The 20,309-nt window shown below is 61.7% G+C and carries 18 protein-coding genes and 1 tRNA gene; 8 read left to right on the top strand and 11 right to left on the bottom strand.

The window, feature by feature from the left end:
- Positions 1 to 3: 3 nt before the first annotated feature.
- Positions 4 to 933 carry a YicC/YloC family endoribonuclease gene (locus PCO31010_RS04905; protein WP_174984329.1) on the bottom strand — a complete coding sequence of 310 codons (930 nt, stop codon included), beginning with the start codon at positions 931 to 933 and terminating at the stop codon, positions 4 to 6.
- Positions 934 to 1,145: 212 nt separating this feature from the next.
- On the opposite strand from PCO31010_RS04905, the gene rph reads away from it, so the two are divergent.
- The 3 genes from rph to hemW are packed head-to-tail and all read left to right on the top strand — an operon-like array spanning position 1,146 to position 3,720.
- On the top strand, positions 1,146 to 1,874 hold the full coding sequence (rph, locus tag PCO31010_RS04910) for a ribonuclease PH (protein ID WP_039397575.1): 729 nt from the start codon (positions 1,146 to 1,148) through the stop codon (positions 1,872 to 1,874).
- A 2-nt stretch (positions 1,875 to 1,876) separates the two neighbouring features.
- A complete protein-coding gene (gene rdgB, locus PCO31010_RS04915; RefSeq protein WP_150574704.1) occupies positions 1,877 to 2,494 on the top strand; it encodes an RdgB/HAM1 family non-canonical purine NTP pyrophosphatase in 618 nt (205 codons plus the stop codon).
- 5 nt (positions 2,495 to 2,499) lie between these two features.
- Entirely contained in the window at positions 2,500 to 3,720 is a 1,221-nt protein-coding gene (gene hemW / locus PCO31010_RS04920) for a radical SAM family heme chaperone HemW (RefSeq protein WP_150663200.1), read from the top strand.
- 72 nt (positions 3,721 to 3,792) lie between these two features.
- On the opposite strand, the gene PCO31010_RS04925 is transcribed toward hemW, so the two are convergent.
- Positions 3,793 to 5,538 (bottom strand): acyl-CoA synthetase, encoded by a 1,746-nt coding sequence (locus PCO31010_RS04925; RefSeq protein ID WP_150663201.1) that lies wholly within the window; start codon positions 5,536 to 5,538, stop codon positions 3,793 to 3,795.
- 321 nt (positions 5,539 to 5,859) lie between these two features.
- Here PCO31010_RS04925 and PCO31010_RS04930 point away from each other — a divergent pair.
- Positions 5,860 to 5,949, top strand: a tRNA-Ser gene (locus tag PCO31010_RS04930).
- A gap of 959 nt (positions 5,950 to 6,908) precedes the next feature.
- Here the strand turns inward: PCO31010_RS04930 and PCO31010_RS04935 are convergent.
- From PCO31010_RS04935 to PCO31010_RS04975, 9 genes are all read right to left on the bottom strand, one after another.
- Positions 6,909 to 7,250: a BrnA antitoxin family protein gene (locus PCO31010_RS04935; RefSeq protein WP_174984332.1), complete on the bottom strand. Its 342-nt coding sequence runs from the start codon at positions 7,248 to 7,250 to the stop codon at positions 6,909 to 6,911.
- A complete protein-coding gene (locus tag PCO31010_RS04940; RefSeq protein ID WP_150663202.1) occupies positions 7,237 to 7,503 on the bottom strand; it encodes a BrnT family toxin in 267 nt (88 codons plus the stop codon). The genes PCO31010_RS04935 and PCO31010_RS04940 overlap by 14 nt, the downstream gene beginning before the upstream one ends.
- A gap of 302 nt (positions 7,504 to 7,805) precedes the next feature.
- On the bottom strand, positions 7,806 to 8,546 hold the full coding sequence (gene arsH / locus PCO31010_RS04945) for an arsenical resistance protein ArsH (protein ID WP_150663203.1): 741 nt from the start codon (positions 8,544 to 8,546) through the stop codon (positions 7,806 to 7,808).
- Positions 8,543 to 8,965 carry an arsenate reductase (glutaredoxin) gene (gene arsC, locus PCO31010_RS04950; protein ID WP_150663204.1) on the bottom strand — a complete coding sequence of 141 codons (423 nt, stop codon included), beginning with the start codon at positions 8,963 to 8,965 and terminating at the stop codon, positions 8,543 to 8,545. Before arsC ends, arsH begins: the two co-directional genes overlap by 4 nt.
- Before the next feature lie 9 nt (positions 8,966 to 8,974).
- Positions 8,975 to 10,039: an ACR3 family arsenite efflux transporter gene (arsB, locus tag PCO31010_RS04955; RefSeq protein WP_150663205.1), complete on the bottom strand. Its 1,065-nt coding sequence runs from the start codon at positions 10,037 to 10,039 to the stop codon at positions 8,975 to 8,977.
- A gap of 61 nt (positions 10,040 to 10,100) precedes the next feature.
- Entirely contained in the window at positions 10,101 to 10,436 is a 336-nt protein-coding gene (locus tag PCO31010_RS04960; RefSeq protein WP_150663206.1) for an ArsR/SmtB family transcription factor, read from the bottom strand.
- 78 nt (positions 10,437 to 10,514) lie between these two features.
- Positions 10,515 to 11,393, bottom strand: a complete 879-nt coding sequence (locus PCO31010_RS04965; RefSeq protein WP_150663207.1) for a CoB--CoM heterodisulfide reductase iron-sulfur subunit B family protein — start codon at positions 11,391 to 11,393, stop codon at positions 10,515 to 10,517.
- Between the two features lie 24 nt (positions 11,394 to 11,417).
- Positions 11,418 to 12,383, bottom strand: coding sequence for a succinate dehydrogenase/fumarate reductase iron-sulfur subunit (locus PCO31010_RS04970; protein WP_150663208.1), 966 nt, complete (start codon positions 12,381 to 12,383; stop codon positions 11,418 to 11,420).
- 76 nt (positions 12,384 to 12,459) lie between these two features.
- Positions 12,460 to 14,196, bottom strand: a complete 1,737-nt coding sequence (locus PCO31010_RS04975) for an FAD-binding protein (RefSeq protein WP_174984335.1) — start codon at positions 14,194 to 14,196, stop codon at positions 12,460 to 12,462.
- Positions 14,197 to 14,536: 340 nt separating this feature from the next.
- On the opposite strand from PCO31010_RS04975, the gene PCO31010_RS04980 reads away from it, so the two are divergent.
- From PCO31010_RS04980 to PCO31010_RS04995, 4 genes are all read left to right on the top strand, one after another.
- A complete protein-coding gene (locus PCO31010_RS04980; RefSeq protein WP_150663210.1) occupies positions 14,537 to 15,838 on the top strand; it encodes an MFS transporter in 1,302 nt (433 codons plus the stop codon).
- 166 nt (positions 15,839 to 16,004) lie between these two features.
- The gene (locus PCO31010_RS04985; protein ID WP_174984338.1) at positions 16,005 to 16,790 is read left to right on the top strand and encodes an AraC family transcriptional regulator; all 786 of its coding nucleotides are present in this window, start codon (positions 16,005 to 16,007) and stop codon (positions 16,788 to 16,790) included.
- Positions 16,791 to 16,955: 165 nt separating this feature from the next.
- On the top strand, positions 16,956 to 19,541 hold the full coding sequence (gene acnB, locus PCO31010_RS04990; RefSeq protein WP_150663212.1) for a bifunctional aconitate hydratase 2/2-methylisocitrate dehydratase: 2,586 nt from the start codon (positions 16,956 to 16,958) through the stop codon (positions 19,539 to 19,541).
- 147 nt (positions 19,542 to 19,688) lie between these two features.
- Positions 19,689 to 20,309 (top strand): 3'-5' exonuclease, encoded by a 621-nt coding sequence (locus PCO31010_RS04995; protein WP_150663213.1) that lies wholly within the window; start codon positions 19,689 to 19,691, stop codon positions 20,307 to 20,309.

Raw genomic sequence — 20,309 nt, forward strand, 5'->3', positions numbered from 1 at the left:
GACTTACTCCAGATTCTGCACTTGCTCGCGCATCTGCTCGATGTAGAGCTTGAGCTCCATCGACGCATCGGCGAGTTCCTTCGAGGCTGCCTTCGAGCCGAGCGTATTCGCTTCGCGATTGAGCTCCTGCATCATGAAGTCGAGCCGTTTGCCGACCAATCCTCCCTTATCGAGGATGTGGCGGGTTTCCTTCAGGTGAGCGTCGAGTCGCGTGAGTTCTTCCGCTACGTCGATGCGCACACCATAGATCGTCACTTCCTGACGAATACGTTCTGCGATTTCTTCCTTGCTCGGTGCTGTCGAGCCTTCCGGCACGACCACACCCAGCGCTTCTTGCAGACGATCGACGATCTTCTGCTGATGACGTGCGATCAGATCCGGTACGAGCGGTTGCAGGCCCGTGAGAATCGTCTCCATCTTCTCGATGCGCTCGATCAGGCTCGCCTTGAGCTGCGCGCCTTCACGACGGCGCACGTCGACGAGGTCGCCGATGGCGGCACGACCAGCATCGATCACGGCATCGCGCAGCGCTTCAGCCGTTACCGACTCTTCGCCAAGTACGCCCGGCCAGCGCAGAATTTCACCGGTGCGCATGCGTTCGGCATCGGGGAAATGAACGAGGACTTGCTGTTCGAGATCGGCGAGTTGTTTAACGGCCTCTTGATTGAGCGCACCGCTGGTGCCGCTCTCGGGACGTTGCACGTTGATGCGGATATCGACCTTGCCGCGTGAGAGCTTGGCCGTGAGCGATTCACGCAACGACGGCTCGCACGCACGCGCTTCTTCGGGCATGCGGAATGCCAGATCGAGGAAGCGCGAATTGACCGTGCGCAATTCGACCGACACGCTCGCGCCTGCGGCTCCATCGGCATGCGCAATGTCGCGCGTGACGCTGGCGTAGCCGGTCATACTGTAGATATTGTTGTCTTTCATCAGGGTGACCGTTACCACAGCGCCGTGACACTTTTTCAGCGTGGCGATGCAGCAACCGGTTTCGCATGCAATGGATGAAACGGGATTATCGCATTTTCCGGCCCAAGGCTCCTGAATCCGCGCACGACACCGGTGCGCGCCGCCAAGCTTTTGGCGTTTAGCGATACCATTCGGGTATTGCCGCATAAACTCACCTCGCAGGACATTCATCCATGACGCAAATCACCCGCCCGGACGGCCGTGCGCAAGACGCATTGCGCCCCGTGCGCATCACCCGCCAATACACCCGCTACGCCGAAGGCTCCGTGCTGATCGAGTGCGGCGAGACCAAGGTCATCTGCACGGCCAGCGTCGAAGAGAAAGTGCCGGGTTTCCTGCGCGATTCGGGCCAGGGCTGGCTCACCGCCGAGTACGGCATGCTGCCGCGCGCCACGCACACCCGTGGCGACCGCGAAGCCGCACGCGGCAAGCAAAGCGGACGCACGCAGGAAATTCAGCGTCTGATCGGCCGTTCGCTGCGCGCCGTGTTCGACCTTGAGAAGTTCGGCCCGCGCACCATTCAGATCGACTGCGACGTCATTCAGGCCGACGGCGGCACGCGCTGCGCCTCGATCACCGGTGCATTCGTCGCCGCACATGACGCCGTCTCGAAGCTCATCGCCGACGGCAAGCTCGAATCGTCGCCCATCCGCGCGCACGTGGCGGCCGTCTCCGTCGGGCTGTACCAGGGACAGCCCGTGCTCGACCTGAACTACGTCGAAGACTCGGCCTGCGACACCGACATGAACGTCATCATGACGAGCGAAGGCGGTTTCGTCGAAATTCAAGGCACGGCCGAAGGCGCACCGTTCACGCGCGCGCAAAGCAATGTGTTGCTCGATCTGGCCGACGCCGGCATCCGTCAGTTGATCGACGCGCAAAAGCGCGCGTTGGGAGTCTGACGATGGCCATGCAGAAGATCGTGCTGGCGTCGAACAACCCGGGCAAGCTGCGCGAGTTCGCGTCGTTGTTCGCACCGCTCGGCATCGAGCTGGTGCCGCAGGGCATGCTCGGCGTGTCCGAGGCTGAAGAGCCGCACGTCACCTTCATCGAGAACGCTTTAGCGAAGGCGCGTCACGCGGCTGCCGCGACCGGCCTGCCCGCGCTCGCCGACGATTCCGGCCTGTGCGTACCGATCCTCGGCGGTGCCCCTGGCGTGTATTCCGCGCGTTACGCTGCACGCGCTGGCCGTGAGAAGTCGGATGCCGCGAACAACCGCCATCTGATCGAGCAACTGGCCCCGCATGCCGACACGCCGGGGTATCGCGATGCGTATTACTTCGCGGCGCTCGTGCTCGTGCGTCACGCAGAAGACCCGCAGCCGATCATCGCCGAGGGGCGCTGGGACGGTGAGATCGTGGACGACGCACGTGGCGCGCATGGCTTCGGCTACGATCCGCACTTCCTCATCCGTTCGTTGAATCAGACGGCTGCCGAACTCGATCCCGCCGTGAAAAACGCCCATAGCCACCGCGCTCGCGCATTGCGCGTGCTGCTGGAAAAGCTGGGGCGGGAGGCGTAAGTCGTATGAGTGAATCCACGTTGCCCGTGCAGAACTTTCTGCGGCCCGGCAAGATCAGTTTGCCGGCCTTGCCGCCAATGTCGCTGTACGTGCATTTCCCGTGGTGTGTTCGCAAGTGCCCCTACTGCGATTTCAACTCGCACGAGTGGCGCGGCGAAGGCGGCGCGCAGGCGTTTCCCGAGCAGGCCTATCTGGATGCATTGCGTCAGGATCTCGAACAGGCGTTGCCGCTCGTGTGGGGACGTCCGGTGCATACGGTCTTTATCGGCGGCGGCACACCGAGTCTGCTGTCTGCAGCAGGTCTGGATCGTCTGCTCTCGGATCTGCGCGCCCTGCTGCCGCTCGACGCCGATGCCGAAATCACGATGGAAGCCAACCCCGGCACGTTCGAAGCGGACAAATTCCGCAGCTTCCGTGCGAGCGGGATCAACCGGCTGTCCATCGGCATCCAGAGCTTCAACAGTGAGCATTTGAAGGCGCTCGGCCGTATTCACGACGGCGACGAAGCCCGTCACGCCATCGAGATCGCGCAAGCGAATTTCGACAACTTCAACCTCGATCTGATGTTTGCGCTGCCGAACCAGACGCTCGCGCAATGTCAGCAGGATGTGGAGACGGCGATCTCGTTCGCCCCGCCGCATCTGTCGCTGTATCACCTCACGCTCGAACCCAACACGCAGTTCCATAAATATCCGCCGACGGTGCCGGACGACGACACGTCGGCCGACATGCAGGACTGGATTGCCGAGCGCACTGCGGCCGCGGGCTACGGACGCTACGAGGTGTCGGCGTACGCCCAATCGCACCGACGCGCCAAGCACAATCTGAATTATTGGGAGTTCGGCGACTACCTTGGCATCGGCGCGGGTGCGCACAGCAAGATTTCGTTCCCGCATCGCGTGTTGCGTCAGGTGCGTCATAAGCATCCGCAGCGGTTTATGGAGGCAGCGGCCGCCGGGAACGCGGTGCAGGAGGAACGTGAGGTCGATGCGCGCGATTTGCCGTTCGAATTCATGCTCAATGCGCTGCGTTTGACCGATGGCGTGAAGAGCGAGCTGTTTGCCGACCGCACGGGATTGCCGATGGCGAAGATCGCCAAGGCGCTCGCCGCCGGGGTCGAGAAGGGCTTGCTGGTCGACGACCCGCAACGCATCGCGCCGACCGAGTTGGGTCAACGCTTCCTGAACGACCTGCAAGGGATGTTTCTGGAAGGCGAGAAGAAGTAATCGACCAACGGCAGCACAAAAGAAAACGGCGGGACATCATCGGATGTCCCGCCGTTTTTTTTGCCATCGCCCCTACCCCAGCGCCGCCCCCATCTCCCTTAGCGCCTTGCGGATGATCTTACCCGTCACGGTCATCGGCAGCTCCGGCAGGAAAACCACCTTGCGCGGGTATTCATGCGCAGCAAGGCGGTGCTTGACGAAGTCCTGAATTTCCTTCGCCAGCGCGTCCGACGGCTCATGCCCTTCGCGTAGCACGACGAATGCCTTCACGATCTCGGTACGCAGGTCGTCGGGTTCACCGACCACGGCAGCGAATTGCACCGACGGATGCCGGATCAGGCAGTCCTCGATCGGTCCCGGCCCGATGCGGTAGCCGGCGCTGGTAATGACGTCGTCCGACCGGCCGGTGAACGTGATGTACCCGTTCTCGTCGACGAATCCCGAATCGCCCGTGAGCAGGAAGTCGCCACGGTATTTGTCCATGGTGGCGTCCGGGTTATGCCAGTAGCCGAGGAACATGACCGGGTTGGGCCGTGCGATGGCGATGTTGCCCACGGAGCCCGTGGGTAACGGCGTGCCTTCGTCATCGACGATGGTGACGTCGTGCCCGCGTACGGCGCGTCCGATAGCGCCGGGCAGCGCCGGGAATTCGGCGGCGCACGACGAGACGACCATGTTGCACTCCGTCTGCCCATAGAACTCATTGATATCGACGCCGAGGTGCTCCCGTCCCCATGCCAGCAGTTCGGGGCCAAGGGACTCGCCGCCGCTGGCGACCGAGCGCAGTTGGAGCGGCCAGTGGTCGCGCGGCGATGCCACGGTGCGCAGCATCTTGAGCGCGGTGGGCGGCAAGAAGGTATTGCGCACGCCGTGACGTGCCATCAGATCGAAGGCGGCCACCGGATCGAACTTTTCGAAGCGTCGTGACAGGACCGGTACGCCGTGATGAAGCGCGGGCAGCAGCACGTCGAGAAGCCCGCCGATCCAGGCCCAGTCGGCGGGCGTCCAGATCAGATCGCCCTCCTGCGGGAATCCGTTGTGGGACGTCTCCACGCCCGGCAAATGCCCGAGCAGCACCCGATGCGCATGCAGCGCACCCTTGGGTTTGCCCGTGGTGCCGGAGGTGTAGATGATCACGGCCGGTGCGTCGGCACGCGTCTGGACAGGCTCGAAGTGCGTATCGCGTGAGGCGATCGCTGGCCACAGTGCGAGCAGGCCGTCTTCGGCGACGCCCCAATCTTCGTCGTCGGCGACGTGATGGTGCGCTTCGGGCAGGTCGTCATGGACGACGTACACGAGTCGCAGGTCGGGTAGCTCGGCGCGGATGTCGTCGATCTTGCCGATGCTCGCGAGGTCGGTGACGAGCACTGCCGCGCCGGAGTTTTGCAGGCGATAGGCGAGTGCTTCGGGGCCGAACAGGGTGAACAGCGGGACGGCGATTGCACCGAGTTTGTACGCGGCGACATGGGCGACGAGTGTGGCGGGCGACTGCGGCAGGAAGATGCCGATGCGGTCACCGGCCTTGACGCCGTTGGCGCGCCATTCGTTGGCGAGTTGATTGGAGAGTTGTTTTAGGACGTCGAACGTGAGACGTACGTGCGCACCGTCTGCGCTTTCGTGGATGAGCGCGAGACGGTTGGAGCCGTCGGCCCATTTGTCGCAGACGTCGACGCCGATGTTGTAGAGCGTGGGGATCTGCCAGGTGAAGGGCGCGGCAGCCGTGTTGGTCGCGTTCTTGTTTGGTGCGTGGGTTACGCGCTCGCCACTGGCGTCATTTGACGTCTCTTGGGCGGGGGCACGGGAGGTGTCGGCATCCATGCGGTGTCTCCGGGTCATGTCTGGCCTCGCACGGTAACGCCGGGGGCGTACACCGCACGTCTTCAAGCATGATGCATGCCGGGCGGTGACAAGACAAGGGGGACGGGGGGTAATCCTAGGAAATTGGCGGGGTGTGAGGCGATTTTGGTTGCGGGAAGGCTTCACATGACGGGATGAGCAGGTATAATGCGCGCTGCCGTGCGGTACTGGCCTGCGTTGGAGCGCAAACGACTCCGACGCCGATTCCACCGGACCGCACGCATCTCAAGTCGTCCCAGGACGACATCCCAGGCCACGATCTCGCATCGTGCGCAACGCCCCGGAGGCGTGCCAGAGTGGTTTAATGGACCGGTCTTGAAAACCGGCGAAGGGGTAACCCTTCCGTGAGTTCGAATCTCACCGCCTCCGCCAGAATTTCTTGGTTTTCACGATCAGCGACGACCGGTCGGGCCACTAGCACGTACACGTTTGTCTCATCGAAATGGAACGTTTCCATGCTTGAAATGTACCGAGGGAAATTCCGATATGCGTGAGCGTATTTGCCAGCTCATCAAGCATGTTTCGAACGCGGAACGATCTTGGCGCGATATGGAGGACTTCACGGGAATTCCGTCGAAGCGATGGCAGAACGTCTCCCGAGGTCTTCAACGTCCAACGTCCGAGATGATCGAGGCGATAGGCCAAGTGTGGCCTCAGTTCGCGTTTTGGCTGGTAACAGGACGCACGGATGAGACCACCGGGCACACCTCGCCCCCACTGGCGCATGCCGTTCAAGCTGCGGAACGCCCGAAGAGGGCTGAATAGCCAGGAGCGTACGGATGTCCTCGAAGCTCAGATCGTCATCCAAACGCTGAGCCACATTGAGAACTTCGTCTGCAAGGTCGCCCACTTGCTCGAAATACGCGTTCGCGAATTCTGGAGGAATGGATTCGGTGTTTTCTTGATTTGCTGCGACCATGCAGAGCGCGAGGAGGCGTTCGGACAAGCTGTGCAGCCTGTCTGGAAATCCCATCCCAGTACGCCCGCTTGAGGTCCTAGCCCCTCAGGCGCTTGCGAGATTGGGCGTTATGACATTACCCAGCAAATCAGTCGCGGCCTACAACGCCGAACGTACCAGCCAATTGCCTGCGAACGTCATTATCAACACGGGGTGCCGTCGCATTACCGGCAAGCTAGGGTTCGGCAAGCAACGCGTCCAGTATGAGAACAATCGCACACGAGCTTCTTGAAGTTGCGTGACGTGATTCGCACAGGAATATCCCGATGTTTTCGTTGACACCCAGGCGAAGTCAATATGGATGCGCGCTGAAGACCACGCAGTGGTGTCAGTCACTTACTGCACTCGCGACGCGCTAAGCCCACGGCTCATCTCATACCAAATGCGGATGCTCCGAGATGAACTGCCTTAGTGCTGCATCAATTCGCGTTTGCCAGCCGCGCCCAGAGGCTTTGAAATAATCGACAACTTCCGGCGACAGCCGAATGTTGATTCGTTCTTTCGTGATGTCGGCCTTGGGGCGGCCACGTGACTTGAGCAATTGCTCCGCGGCCTCTTTGCCAACAATCCCCGGTAATACCTCGCTTGCGGGACGCGCTTTGGCAAAGCCCTTTTTGGTCCACTCGGGATTTTGCGAATCCTGACGAATCTGCTTCTTGATCTTGGCGTCCTCAACCGGCGTGGGGAGGATGGTTCCCGGCTTAAGTTTCGGCATAACGTTTCACCTCTCGCGAATTCGCCTTGCGCAAGCTAATGACATGTATTTTTTCTGCGCGAGGCGTGAAGACCAATGCAAACAACCGTTCACCGATATACCCAAAAGCTCGGTAGCGGCGCTCGCCATAGTCGACTCGAACATCCTCATCGATCACCGCGCTGTCCCATTCGAAATCTTGGGCCATCGTGAACGGCAAACCCCGTTCCTGCTCATTCCGTTCACTTTTTCCCGGGTCGAAACTGATATCCATGGGCATTTATTGTACCCACAAAAATTCACGATCGGCAATTATTTTTTGTGGCGACAAAAAATCAGGAAGTTTCCTGACGTCCTGCAACCGAGCCCCCGCAATTCCCGCTCCGCAACGCTTTCCCCGCCTCCAGTAAACACGCGGGTTTCCGGCCGATCACTCCCCGTCCGTCTCGAAGCAAAACCTCACCTAACCCACGGTTTCACAACGATTTCCCAGCAAGACTTGAAAACCGGCGAAGGGGTAACCCTTCCGTGAGTTCGAATCTCACCGCCTCCGCCAGAATTTCGCTGTTTCTCCCGTTACAAGTTGGGAGCGTCCCGTTCATGCGTCATCGCCGCAGCGGCCAGTGTCGTCGCGACAGCCGGTGCGGCCTCCTTGCGCTCGCTATACCTGTCCGTGAGGTAATCCGTCCGGTCCCTGACCAATAACGTGAACTTGTACAGCTCCTCCATGACATCGACAACGCGGTCATAGTATGAGGACGGCTTCATGCGCCCCTCGGCGTCGAACTCCTGATAGGCCTTCGCGACCGACGATTGATTCGGAATCGTCACCATGCGCATCCACCGCCCCAGCACGCGCAGCGCATTCACCGAGTTAAATGACTGCGATCCGCCGCTGACCTGCATCACTGCAAGCGTGCGACCTTGCGTCGGACGGATGCCGCCGAGTTCCAGAGGCAACCAGTCAATCTGATTCTTGAAGACCGCCGTCAATGTCCCGTGACGCTCCGGGCTGCACCACACCTGCCCCTCCGACCATTCAGAGAGTTTTCGCAGCTCGACCACCTTGGGGTGATCCGCCGCAACGCTGTCGGCCAAAGGCAACCCCGCCGGATCGAAAATGTGCGTTTGCGCGCCAAAGCGTTGAAGAATCCGCTCGGCCTCCTGAACCAGCAGACGGCTATATGACGTCGCGCGCAACGAACCGTAGAGCAAGAGAATGCGCGGCGGGTGTTTGCTGACACTGCTCGGTTCGAGTCTTTGGATATCCGGCACCTCAAGTACCGAATCGCGCACATTCGGAAGATCGGCCCTCATTTGATCCGCCGCCCCGCGGCATCGATCACAGCCTCGCCATCCTCTTTCGTGAAAGCGCCCTTTTGCGGCGACGTCAGAATATCCAGCACAAGTTCCGAAGGGCGACAAAGGCGAACACCCAACTCCGTCACCACGAACGGACGATTGATAAGGATCGGGTTTGCAAGCATTGCGTCCAGCAATGCGTCGTCGGACAGCGACAGATCATCAAGACCTAATTCGGCGTAGGGCGTGCCCTTTTCCCGGATAGCCTCGCGCACTGAGAGCCCTGCGTCGCGAATCATGCTTTGCAACGTTTGACGATCCGGCGGCGAACTTAGGTACTCGATAACGGCTGGCTCAATGCCAGCGTTACGAATCATCGCCAGCGTATTGCGCGACGTACCGCAGGCGGGGTTGTGATAGATGGTGACGGACATGACATTTCCTTATTTCGATTCGTACCAGCGTTGCGATCGATTGACGACGCTCACGACCAGAAGCATGACGGGCACTTCGATCAGCACACCGACGACGGTAGCGAGCGCGGCCCCCGATTTGAAACCGAACAGGCTGATCGCCGTGGCAACCGCCAGCTCAAAGAAGTTGCTCGCACCAATGAGCGCCGACGGGCCTGCCACGCAGTGTGCGACACCCAACTTGCGATTGAGCAGATAGGCCAGGCCGGAGTTGAACACCACCTGAATGAGGATCGGAATTGCCAGCAGTAGGATGATCATCGGCTGTTCTACGATGGCGTTGCCTTGGAAGCCGAAAAGCAGAACCAGCGTGACAAGTAACGCGGTAATCGAGTACGGCCCCAACGCGCTGACAACTCGCTTGTACGTGGCATCCCCGCGAGCCAGCAGCGCTTTGCGGATACCTTGTGCAATCAAGACCGGCACGATGATGTACAGCCCGACCGATGTAATGAGCGTATCCCACGGCACCGAAATCGAAGACAGGCCGAGCAACAGTGCGACAACCGGCGCGAAAGCCACCACCATGATGGCGTCATTAAGTGCGACTTGCGAAAGGGTGAAATACGGGTCCCCTTTGCAGAGTTGCGACCAGACGAAAACCATCGCCGTGCAAGGTGCCGCCGCCAGCAGAATCAAACCCGCGACATAGCTGTCCAGTTGATCCGCCGGCAGCCAGTCAGCAAACGCATGACGCACGAAAACCCAACCTAGCAACGCCATCGAGAACGGCTTGACGAACCAGTTCACGAACAACGTGACGCCAATGCCTCGCCAATGACCGGCAACCTGCCCCATCGCACCGAAATCGATCTTGATCAACATCGGGATGATCATGACCCAGATCAGCAATCCGACAGGCAAGTTGACCTGAGCCACCTCCATCGCACCGATAGTGCGAAAAACGCCCGGCAGCCACTGCCCCAGCAGAATTCCCGCGACGATGCACAGGGCAACCCACAAAGTCAGATACCGTTCGAACACACCGATAGCGCCGGATTGCGGTATCCGGGCAGCTTTTTGCATAAAGCTCATCGTATTTCCTTCAGAAGGCGCTCAGTCACACCGTCCTCACCCACGCGGACGTGAGCCTGCGTCACGATCCAGACCCGGAGACCGGCTTGCAGATGAATTCGGGCGTGCACGACACACCGCCGCAACAGTTTTCCGTGAGATAACCGAGCAATGCATTCATGGTCTCGAAATGCGCCATGTAGATGATCGACCTGCCTTCCTGACGACTTGTCAGCAAGTCAGCGCGATGAAGCTCCTTGAGGTGAAACGACAAGGACGAGGCGGGCATGTCCATCAACTCCGCGATCCGGCCAGCAGGCAAGCCCTCAGGGCCTGCTTGAACCAGCAAGCGAAAGACCGTCAGACGGACAGAATGGGCGAGCGCAGCAAGGGCGCTAAGTACGTTGTTCGTTTCCATGATTCGAATATAGTCGAATGATGGAAACTTTGCACATGAATTTTCTGAGACGACGGAGCAAGCCCCGGGATGCCGCCCCTACACCCACTTCTGCACCCACCGAACCTCCTCCACCCGCACCACATGCCTGTCGATCCCGAGCGCCGCCGCATCGATACCCAGCGCGAGGCCGACAAGCTGTGGCAAGTGGAGGACGGGCAGATCCAGCGGCGTATCGAGGTCGCGCGCCATGTCGTCCTGATAGGTGTCGAGCACCGTATGACATAGGGGACACGGGGTGACGATGGCGTCCGCCCCGGCCGATTTAGCGGATGCCACATGCCGCCCGCTCAGCTTGACGGGAATCACGTCGCTCTGGGCCGAACAATGAAAGCCACAGCATGCTGTCCTGCCGGAGTAGTCGACGGTCGTGCATCCCAGAATCTGCGCCAGTGTTTCAATCGACTGGACATCCCGTGCATCCGTGTCGCCGTACACCGAAGGGGGCCGAACGATATGGCATCCGTAGAACGCAGCAATCTTGTGTGACGACAACGGCGTTTTCACCAACGCGCGCAGCCGCGTCTCCCCCACCTCCTCAAGCAGATACCAGAGGAAGTGTGTGACACGCGCCGTCCCCCGGTAGACCAGCCCCTCCTCTGCCAGCTTTCGGTCGACCCGCTCGCGCAAGGCTGGATCGCTGTCTACGCGCTGCTTAGCTTCGAGCAGGTTCAGCGTGCACGTATTGCAGATTGTCATCAGATCGAGGCCGCGCGCCTCCGCCAGTGCGATGATCCGCACGTTCAGCGCAACGAAGCGCTCCGCGTCGGCCGCACGAATCTCTCGGCTCCCGGTGCAGGTCGCAGACGTGAGCGTCTCCAGCTCGATGCCCAGCCGTTCAGCCACCGCCTGCGTAGCCGTCAATAACTCACCACAAGTCGTACGGGCGCTGCACCCGGGATAAAACGCGATTCGCATGGCTATGCCTCATCAGAAAAGAACTCAACGAAAGAAAATGCGCCGGATCGCCGCAATGCCCTCGACAGGTCGGCGCAACAGCGCCGCCAGTGGCCGCACCTTGCCGCGCAGCATCAGCTTCAAGGTCCGTCCGGGACGTTGCAGCGCCGCTCGCCAGCCCCGCGTCCCAAGCACCAGCAACATCGGCTCGATGCGGCCACGTCTGACGACGATGTCCATGAACGTGCGCGCATGCGGCGACGCCTCCGGTGCACGCGCATACGCCAACTGCTTGAGCGGTTCGATAGCAGCACTCACAATCGGAATATGCGCAGGACAGACCGCTTCGCATTGGTAGCAAGAGACGCAATGGTGAACATGCGCCTCGTCCAGAATGGCTTGCAGACGAGGGGCGTCGTCCCGGGCATCCAGCGCAACACGGGCCAGATGCACCAACGGCGCAGGCCCCGCGAACGCGATGTCGTCGGGAAAATCGAGCACCGGACACGCCGAATAGCACGCGAGACAACTCAGGCAGTCCATCGTCGCCCGGAGTGTCGCGGCATTTGCGGCGTCGACCGGCTCGGGAAACCCGCCATACGGACGCGTCCGCTGGAGCCACGTCTGTAACGACACCAGCTTCGCCTCGACCGGTGCCCGATCGACCGCCAGGTCGCGAATGAGTGGCAGATGACGCAGCGGCTCGATGTGCATCTCCGCTTGCGCCGCCTCCCAGCACGCCAGCACCTCCCGGCCGTTCATCCGCACGGCGCAAGTACCGCACTTCTTCGTGCCGCAATACCATCGATACCCGATGTCCACCCCGAGCGCTTCCTGGACGTAGTTCAGCGCATCGATGATCCGCATGTGCGGCACCGCCGGCACCGCGTAGGTCTCCACATAGGGCGCAGCGTCCGTCTCCGGATCGAAACGCGAAATGTGCAGCGTCACCGTCGTCAGTTCACTGTCGTTATCGCTGTCACCTCGAAATTGCCTGACGTCCGAATGCATGTGTCCCCTCTCCCTGCAAAGTCGACTGATTCAACCCGGTCCGTGTCCCCACGCCTGCCGTCTCGCCTTCCGTGGCTCACCACGGCACGCTGAAATACTCCTGCCGCTCGAATCCCGGCGCGATGGCCCCCTCGGGATATCGCTCCCGCCGGAACCGGTAAGCGCTGCCGTCGCGCGCGACGATGTTCTTGCACTGCCATGCCGTGTTATCGACGTACGGAAAGTCCGTGCGGTAGAAACTTCCCCGGCTCTCCTCTCGCTTCAACGCGCTTTGCAGCGTGACTTCACACACGTCGATCAGGTTGTGGGCGTCGAGCGCATCGAGCCACGCGGTGTTGAACCGACGCGAGGCGCTCGGCGGCGTCATGCGCGGCAGCTCGCGCTCGCGCATCGCCGCAAGCCTTGCCAGACCGGTGCGCATGGTGTTGCCGCTCTTGATCAGTCCGTACGCCTCGTCCATCACGTCCCAGATACCGGTCTTGACGTGCATGGGGGCAAGCGTCTGCTGACCAGCCGCGCTGTCGGCGGCTCGGTGCCTCACCCCCTCCACCCGCGCTTCTTCCGCCCGAATCTGCTGCTCGGTCATGCCGTCGTGACGATGTCGGTCCGGCAAGCTGCCAGCAATCGACTCGGCCACCAGCCCGCCGTCGTAAATCGCGACGGCCAGACTCCCCGTGACATGCGCGCCCACGCCCCCTGCGACCCACAATCCGTCGACACTGGTGCGCATCGAATGAGGATCCGACTCGATACCGCCTTGCCGGTAATGCATCGTGGTGCGCGCTTCGACCCTGTCGCGCGTGATGTCTAGCCCCAGCTTCTCGAACGCCGAACCGGCGTACTGGTAACGCCGCAACACTTCCGCATCGACATGGCTGTAAGACGTGTAATAGCCGCCACTGAAATGCGCCTTGCCCGCGAGCACCTGCTGCGTGAGTCGCTTGACCTGAAGCGTGTAAGGCGCAAGCGCAGCAGGCGCGTCGCGCGACTGCTCGAAGAAGCACTCACCTTGCGCGTTGTACACACGCGAACTCTGGTCGGTGCCGACCAGCGGATTCGGATAGATGTGCAGACGCTGCCAGGTCGGTGGATGTGCAAAGTCGCTGATGTGCCAGAACTGCATCTCCAGATTGGTCATCTCGGCCCCCGCGCGCAGTGCCAGCGCAATGCCGTCACCGGTCTGCTCCCGCGTTCCCGTTGAGCGACGCACCATCCGGTCGGCGTGCCCGGTCGCCATCACGACAGCCTTGGCATGCACCGCAAACATCTCGCCGCGCACGTAGTCGAGCGCAGTCAGCCCGCAAACTTCGCCGTTCTCATTGCGCAGCAACGCCGTCACGACGCATTCCTCATGCATCGGAATGCCGCGTGCCTGTAACTGCTTGCGTCGGATATCCATCAGCAAGATGCCGGTCTGTCCCTGCATGGGCGCGACCGCCCAGCGCACCGGCGAGTGGCTCATGGCGATCTGCCCGTCGGCCTCCCGCGAAAACAGCAAACCGAGCGACTCCATCTCCGGATAGAAGGTGTTCTCGATCCAGTGCCCCGCGGCCGCCAGATACGACTGATCGACCAGAAAGTGGCTGTAGTACTTCGCGAAGAATTCGAGCGAACTGGCGGCGTTCTGCGCGTTGCCGCCGAGCATCTTCGAGCCGACGATCACCGCCCCGGCCATGATCGACGCACCGCTCTTGCCGACCAGACCCTTCGAGATCAACATCGGCTTCAATCCCAGGTCGTGCAGACGCAGCGCGGCGTAAGTGCCTGCACCGCCGCCGCCCACGACTACGACATCGCAATCGATCACCCTCATCGCAGTAGCGCCCTCCTCGGGCCGGTCATGGATTGTTGAAACTGCTGAATGGAACGTGACCATTGTGGACAGCCCTCCTCTGCGCGAATGCGGCGATCGGGACACGCCATCCAGCAAAGCGGCCAAAGTGAGGGGGACGACCGGGAAAGGAACAAAGGAGAGATGGGCAGACGAGGACCATCGGCTGTGGAGCACGCGGGCCGCTCGAAAATTCTGTCCGTTTTGCGATATGTGTTGTCCCGCGCGCGGTGTGCGCGGCAGGCGAGCGGCGCTAATGTGGTCAGGGCATCAGGACAAACAAGACCAACCACAACGACAATCAGCCATCAGGAGACACACCATGGATGCGACCCTGCAAGCCGTCGCCCGCAACGAGCGCGGCTCACCCGCCAAGTCGGTCATCTTGGGCGCGGGTATCGGTAACGCGCTTGAGTGGTACGACTTCGCGTCGTTCGTACTCTTTTCCCGCTATTTCTCGACCCAGTTCTTCCACGCCGAAGACCCGACCGCCGCCTTCCTGTCCACGCTCGCCGTCTTCGCCGTCGGCTTCCTGCTGCGTCCCATCGGCGGTGTCTATTTCGGCTGGCTGTCCGACCGCCGGGGACGTCGCTTTGCGATGGTGGCTTCGATGGCCGTCACCGCCGCAGGGTGCCTCGTCATCGCCGTATCGCCGACGTACGCCTCCATCGGATTGATGGCACCGGCGTTGCTCGTCTTCGGACGCCTGCTCCAGGGCTTCGGGCTCGGCGGCGAGATCGGCGCATCGTTCACGTTCCTCGTGGAAAGCGCTCCCGTACACCGCCGGGGCCTCTGGTCGAGCAGCATGTTCATTGCCATTACGGGCGGCTCGCTGCTCGCCACCGCCGTGGGACTGGTGCTCACGCAGGTCTTTTCCACGGACGAGATGACCCGCTACGGCTGGCGCATCCCCTTCTTCCTCGGTGCGGCCCTCGGGGTGTATGCGCTGTTCCTGCGCGGCAGACTCAAGGAAACGTCCGCTTTCGAACAGGAGCAAAACGAAGCGCGTGCCGGTGCGCCCGTGCAACCGATGGCGCACGCGATCTGGGAGCATCGCGCATCGGTACTGCGAATCATCGCGCTCACCGCCGGACCGACGCTGACGTTCAATACCTGGATGTCGGGGGCCATCACGTTCGCCACGCACTTCAAGGGCGTCGATGCCCGTCAGGGGCTATGGGCACTGTGCATCGGCTGCCTTGTGTACATGGCCGTGCAACCGTTCTGGGGCGCACTGTCCGACCGCATCGGCCGCAAGCCGAACTTGCTGATGGGGGCTGGCGGCTCGGCGCTCGTCATCGTGCCGCTGCTGCTGCTCATCGACGGCTCCTTCGCGCGCCTCACGCTGGCGATCTGCGCCGGGCTGGTGGTCCTTGCCGCCTGGACGGCCATCGCCCCGGCGGTCTACGCCGAACTGTTCCCCACGCGTATCCGCGCCACCGGCGTGGCCATTCCGTACTCGCTAACGGTCGCAATCTTCGGCGGCACCGCGCCCTACCTTCAGAACTGGATGGCCGATCACGGCCATCTGGGGTGGTTCGCCGCCTATCTGATCGCACTCAATCTGCTGACGGTCCTCGCGGTAGTCCGGATGCCGGAGACACGCGGTCAAGCGCTCGAATGAGCCGTTGCGCCGGAGGGCAGCGTTGTCTTCCGGCGCCATCCCCCCGCCCTCTCCCGTCCCATCCCAACTCCACCCACGTTAACCCCCATGTCCGACGACGGATGTTAAGGAAAGAATGAAACGAGCATTTCTTTCCCTAACGTCCCTTAACGCCTCGGGGGCCGTCATGCAGACCCGGATCATCACCGCACAGGACGTCGAGTTCTTCGAGTCGCGAATTTCACCCGCCCCTATGGTCGGTCTGGCCTTCGAGTTCCCCGCTGGGGGCGGCGTCGAGCCCCATGTCCACCCCTATGGTCAGGTGCTGTTTGGCGGCGAAGGCATCATGTGCGTCGACACGCCACGCGGCACCTGGGTCGTGCCGCCGCAGCGCGCCGTCTGGATTCCACCGATGACGTTGCACGCCGTACGGCTACGGGCGTCGTTCGGCATGCACAACCTGCTGATCTCGCCGCACGTCGTCGCCGACTTGCCCAAGACATGCGAGCCGCTTGTCGTCTCCAACCTGATGCGCGAACTGATCCTGCGCGCGGCATCCACCGACGAGCCGCTGCTTCGCAAGCGTCATGTGGACAAATTCTTCGAGATCATCCGCGACGAACTCGAATTCAGCGACGAAATTCCGCTGTCGCTCGAAATCCCGCGTGAGCGACGTCTCGCCCGCCTTTGCACCGAATTCCTGCGCGAGCCGTCCGACAACCGGACACTCCAGGAATGGGGCGATCACGTCGGCGCCAGTTCGCGCACCCTGTCACGCCTGTTCACCCGCGAACTCAACCAGACGTTCGACGAATGGCGACGCCACGTCCGCCTGCAAGAAGCGCTGTACCGGCTGGCCGAAGGCCGGACCGTCTCCGCAGTCGCCAACGAGCTGGGCTACGAGAGCACGACGGGCTTCATCGAAATGTTCCGCAAATCCCTCGGACGCACGCCCGGCCAGTACTTCGCCTGATCCGGGTCGCCGTTCCGCACCGGCTGCTACATCAAGTCTTATATAAGACATAAGACATTTGACCTTACGTTGCATAGGGACTAAAATCACGGGCAAAAGCCGTACTGGAACAAGCCCTGGAGGCCTCAAAACCTCCCCCGAAACGCAACATCAGCAGGTCTCCTCATGCTTGAAAACTATCGTGAACACGTGGCCGCCCGCGCCGCGTTGGGTATTCCTCCCCTGCCGCTGACCGCTCAGCAGACCGCCGAACTGGTTGAACTGCTGACCAACCCGCCCGCAGGCGAAGAGCAGACGCTGGTCGATCTGATCACGAACCGCGTGCCCGCCGGTGTTGACGAAGCCGCCCGCGTGAAGGCCGGTTTCCTCGCGGCTGTCGCCAAGGGCGAAACGGCCTGCGCGCTGATCTCCCGCGCCCGCGCCACCGAACTCCTCGGCACGATGCTCGGCGGCTACAACATCGCCCCGCTCATCGAGCTGCTGTCGGACGCCGAAGTCGGCACCGTCGCAGCGGACGCGCTCAAGAAAACCCTGCTGATGTTCGACCAGTTCCATGACGTCAAGGAACTCGCCGACAAGGGCAACGCCAACGCACGCGCCGTCCTGCAAAGCTGGGCCGACGCCGAATGGTTCACGAGCCGCCCGGAAGTCCCGCAAAGCCTGACCATCACCGTATTCAAGGTCACGGGCGAAACCAACACCGACGATCTCTCGCCGGCCCCGGACGCTACCACCCGCCCCGACATTCCGATGCACGCCCTGGCGATGCTCAAGAATGCCCGCCCCGGCATCACCCCGGAAGAAGACGGCAAGCGCGGTCCGATCAAATTCATCGAGTCGCTCAAGGAAAAGGGCCACCTCGTCGCTTATGTGGGCGACGTCGTCGGCACGGGTTCCTCGCGCAAGTCGGCCACCAACTCGGTGCTGTGGTTCACGGGCGAAGACATCCCCTTCATCCCGAACAAGCGCTTCGGCGGCGTGTGCCTCGGTAGCAAGATTGCCCCGATTTTCTACAACACGATGGAAGACGCCGGCGCACTGCCGATCGAACTCGACGTGTCGCAGATGGAAATGGGTGACGTGGTCGAACTGCGTCCGTACGAAGGCCGCGCACTGAAGAACGGTGCTGTCATCGCCGAATTCCAGGTCAAGTCCGACGTGCTGTTCGACGAAGTGCGCGCCGGCGGCCGCATTCCCCTGATCATCGGCCGTGGCCTGACCGCCAAGGCGCGCGAAGCGCTGGGTCTCGCTCCGTCGACGCTGTTCCGTCTGGCTCAACAGCCGTCGGACAGCGGTAAGGGCTTCTCGCTGGCACAGAAGATGGTGGGTCGCGCCTGCGGTCTGCCGGAAGGTCAGGGCGTGCGTCCGGGCACGTACTGCGAACCGAAGATGACCTCGGTCGGCTCGCAAGACACGACGGGGCCGATGACCCGCGACGAACTGAAGGATCTGGCTTGCCTCGGCTTCTCGGCCGACCTCGTCATGCAATCGTTCTGCCACACTGCCGCTTATCCGAAGCCGGTGGACGTGAAGACGCACCAGACGCTGCCGAACTTCATCAGCAACCGTGGCGGTATCGCACTGCGTCCGGGCGATGGCGTGATCCACTCGTGGCTCAACCGCATGCTGCTGCCCGACACCGTCGGCACCGGCGGCGACTCGCACACCCGCTTCCCGATCGGCATCAGCTTCCCGGCAGGCTCGGGTCTGGTCGCCTTCGCCGCAGCCACCGGCACGATGCCGTTGGACATGCCGGAATCGGTGCTGGTCCGCTTCAAGGGCAAGATGCAACCGGGTGTCACGCTGCGTGACCTCGTCAACGCGATCCCGCTGTACGCCATCAAGCAAGGCATGCTGACGGTCGCCAAGCAAGGCAAGAAGAACATCTTCTCGGGCCGCATCCTCGAAATCGAAGGCCTGCCCGAACTGAAGGTCGAGCAAGCGTTCGAGCTGTCGGATGCCTCCGCCGAGCGCTCGGCCGCCGGTTGCACGGTGCACCTGAACAAGGAACCGATCATCGAATACCTGAACAGCAACGTCACGCTGCTCAAGTGGATGATTGCGCAGGGTTATCAGGATCCGCGCAGCCTGCAACGCCGTATCACGGCCATGGAGCAGTGGCTGGCCGACCCGCAACTGCTTTCGCCGGATGCCGACGCCGAATACGCTGCCGTCATCGAAATCGATCTGGCCGACATCCATGAGCCGATCGTCGCCTGCCCGAACGATCCGGACGACGTGAAGACGCTGTCGGACGTTGCCGGTGCGACCATCGACGAAGTGTTCATCGGTTCGTGCATGACCAACATCGGTCACTTCCGCGCCGCATCGAAGCTGCTCGAAGGCAAGCGCGACATTCCGGTCAAGCTGTGGGTCGCCCCGCCGACCAAGATGGACCAGAAGCAACTGACGGAAGAAGGTCACTACGGCGTGTTCGGCACGGCCGGTGCCCGTACCGAAATGCCGGGCTGCTCGCTGTGCATGGGTAACCAGGCACAAGTGCGCGAAGGCGCTACGGTGATGTCGACGTCGACCCGTAACTTCCCGAACCGTCTGGGCAAGAACACGAACGTGTACCTCGGCTCGGCGGAACTGGCTGCGATCTGCTCGCGTCTGGGCAAGATCCCGACCAAGGAAGAGTACATGGCCGACATGGGCGTGCTCGCATCCAACGGCGACAAGATCTACAAGTACATGAACTTCGATCAGATCGAAGACTTCAAGGAAGTCGCCGACACGGTGCAGGTCTAAGCACCTGCCGGACTACGGCGCGACGTCTGCACCGTAGTTTGAAAAGGCGCCGCCAGCGAAATGCTGGTGGCGCTTTTTTTACACCTGACGTCTGTAAAATCACGGGTCGACGACGTCCATTTGAGCGACATTCTTTTGAGAAACGGCATGCAAACAGTAGCGATCCTCGACTTCGAAACCACTGGTCTGTCGCCGACACAGGGCGACCGGGCGACGGAAATCGCCGTCATCCTGTTGCGTGACGGGGAAATTGTCGATCGCTATCAGAGTTTGATGAATGCCGGACGGCGTATTCCGTCGGACGTCGCCGCGCTCACGGGCATTACGAACGACATGATTGCGAGCGCACCGCCCGTCTCGCAGGTTATGCGCGAGGCAGCGCAGTTCGTCGGCAACTGCCCGGTCGTCGCGCACAATGCCGGGTTTGACAAACGCTTCTGGCAAGCTGAACTCGCCATGCTGGGCGAGCGCTCGGATCACGTCTTCGCCTGCACGATGCTGACCGCCAGACGCCTCTACCCGCACGCCCAGAATCACCGCCTCTCCAGCCTCGCCGATCTTCTCCAGCTTCCGAAGACCGGTCGTGCCCACCGGGCGATGGTCGACGCCGAGATGACGACCCACCTCTGGCGTCGCATGCACGACGACATCTCACGCACCTACGGGCTCAAACGCGTGGATCACGCGCTGATCGCCCGCGTGCAAACCACGAGCAAGGACAAAGTGCCGACGTTGTTGCGCTCACTCGCGCAAGGTACGACGGCATAA

The organism is Pandoraea commovens (assembly GCF_902459615.1).
Lineage (GTDB): Bacteria > Pseudomonadota > Gammaproteobacteria > Burkholderiales > Burkholderiaceae > Pandoraea > Pandoraea commovens.

What these genes read in the sequence shown, in the direction of transcription:
- PCO31010_RS04905 (WP_174984329.1), bottom strand. Translation starts at nt 933, where the DNA reads ATGAAAGACAACAATATCTACAGTATGACCGGCTACGCCAGCGTCACG.
- rph (WP_039397575.1), top strand. Translation starts at nt 1,146, where the DNA reads ATGACGCAAATCACCCGCCCGGACGGCCGTGCGCAAGACGCATTGCGC.
- rdgB (WP_150574704.1), top strand. Translation starts at nt 1,877, where the DNA reads ATGGCCATGCAGAAGATCGTGCTGGCGTCGAACAACCCGGGCAAGCTG.
- hemW (WP_150663200.1), top strand. Translation starts at nt 2,500, where the DNA reads ATGAGTGAATCCACGTTGCCCGTGCAGAACTTTCTGCGGCCCGGCAAG.
- PCO31010_RS04925 (WP_150663201.1), bottom strand. Translation starts at nt 5,538, where the DNA reads ATGGATGCCGACACCTCCCGTGCCCCCGCCCAAGAGACGTCAAATGAC.
- PCO31010_RS04935 (WP_174984332.1), bottom strand. Translation starts at nt 7,250, where the DNA reads ATGCCGAAACTTAAGCCGGGAACCATCCTCCCCACGCCGGTTGAGGAC.
- PCO31010_RS04940 (WP_150663202.1), bottom strand. Translation starts at nt 7,503, where the DNA reads ATGGATATCAGTTTCGACCCGGGAAAAAGTGAACGGAATGAGCAGGAA.
- arsH (WP_150663203.1), bottom strand. Translation starts at nt 8,546, where the DNA reads ATGAGGGCCGATCTTCCGAATGTGCGCGATTCGGTACTTGAGGTGCCG.
- arsC (WP_150663204.1), bottom strand. Translation starts at nt 8,965, where the DNA reads ATGTCCGTCACCATCTATCACAACCCCGCCTGCGGTACGTCGCGCAAT.
- arsB (WP_150663205.1), bottom strand. Translation starts at nt 10,039, where the DNA reads ATGAGCTTTATGCAAAAAGCTGCCCGGATACCGCAATCCGGCGCTATC.
- PCO31010_RS04960 (WP_150663206.1), bottom strand. Translation starts at nt 10,436, where the DNA reads ATGGAAACGAACAACGTACTTAGCGCCCTTGCTGCGCTCGCCCATTCT.
- PCO31010_RS04965 (WP_150663207.1), bottom strand. Translation starts at nt 11,393, where the DNA reads ATGCGAATCGCGTTTTATCCCGGGTGCAGCGCCCGTACGACTTGTGGT.
- PCO31010_RS04970 (WP_150663208.1), bottom strand. Translation starts at nt 12,383, where the DNA reads ATGCATTCGGACGTCAGGCAATTTCGAGGTGACAGCGATAACGACAGT.
- PCO31010_RS04975 (WP_174984335.1), bottom strand. Translation starts at nt 14,196, where the DNA reads ATGAGGGTGATCGATTGCGATGTCGTAGTCGTGGGCGGCGGCGGTGCA.
- PCO31010_RS04980 (WP_150663210.1), top strand. Translation starts at nt 14,537, where the DNA reads ATGGATGCGACCCTGCAAGCCGTCGCCCGCAACGAGCGCGGCTCACCC.
- PCO31010_RS04985 (WP_174984338.1), top strand. Translation starts at nt 16,005, where the DNA reads ATGCAGACCCGGATCATCACCGCACAGGACGTCGAGTTCTTCGAGTCG.
- acnB (WP_150663212.1), top strand. Translation starts at nt 16,956, where the DNA reads ATGCTTGAAAACTATCGTGAACACGTGGCCGCCCGCGCCGCGTTGGGT.
- PCO31010_RS04995 (WP_150663213.1), top strand. Translation starts at nt 19,689, where the DNA reads ATGCAAACAGTAGCGATCCTCGACTTCGAAACCACTGGTCTGTCGCCG.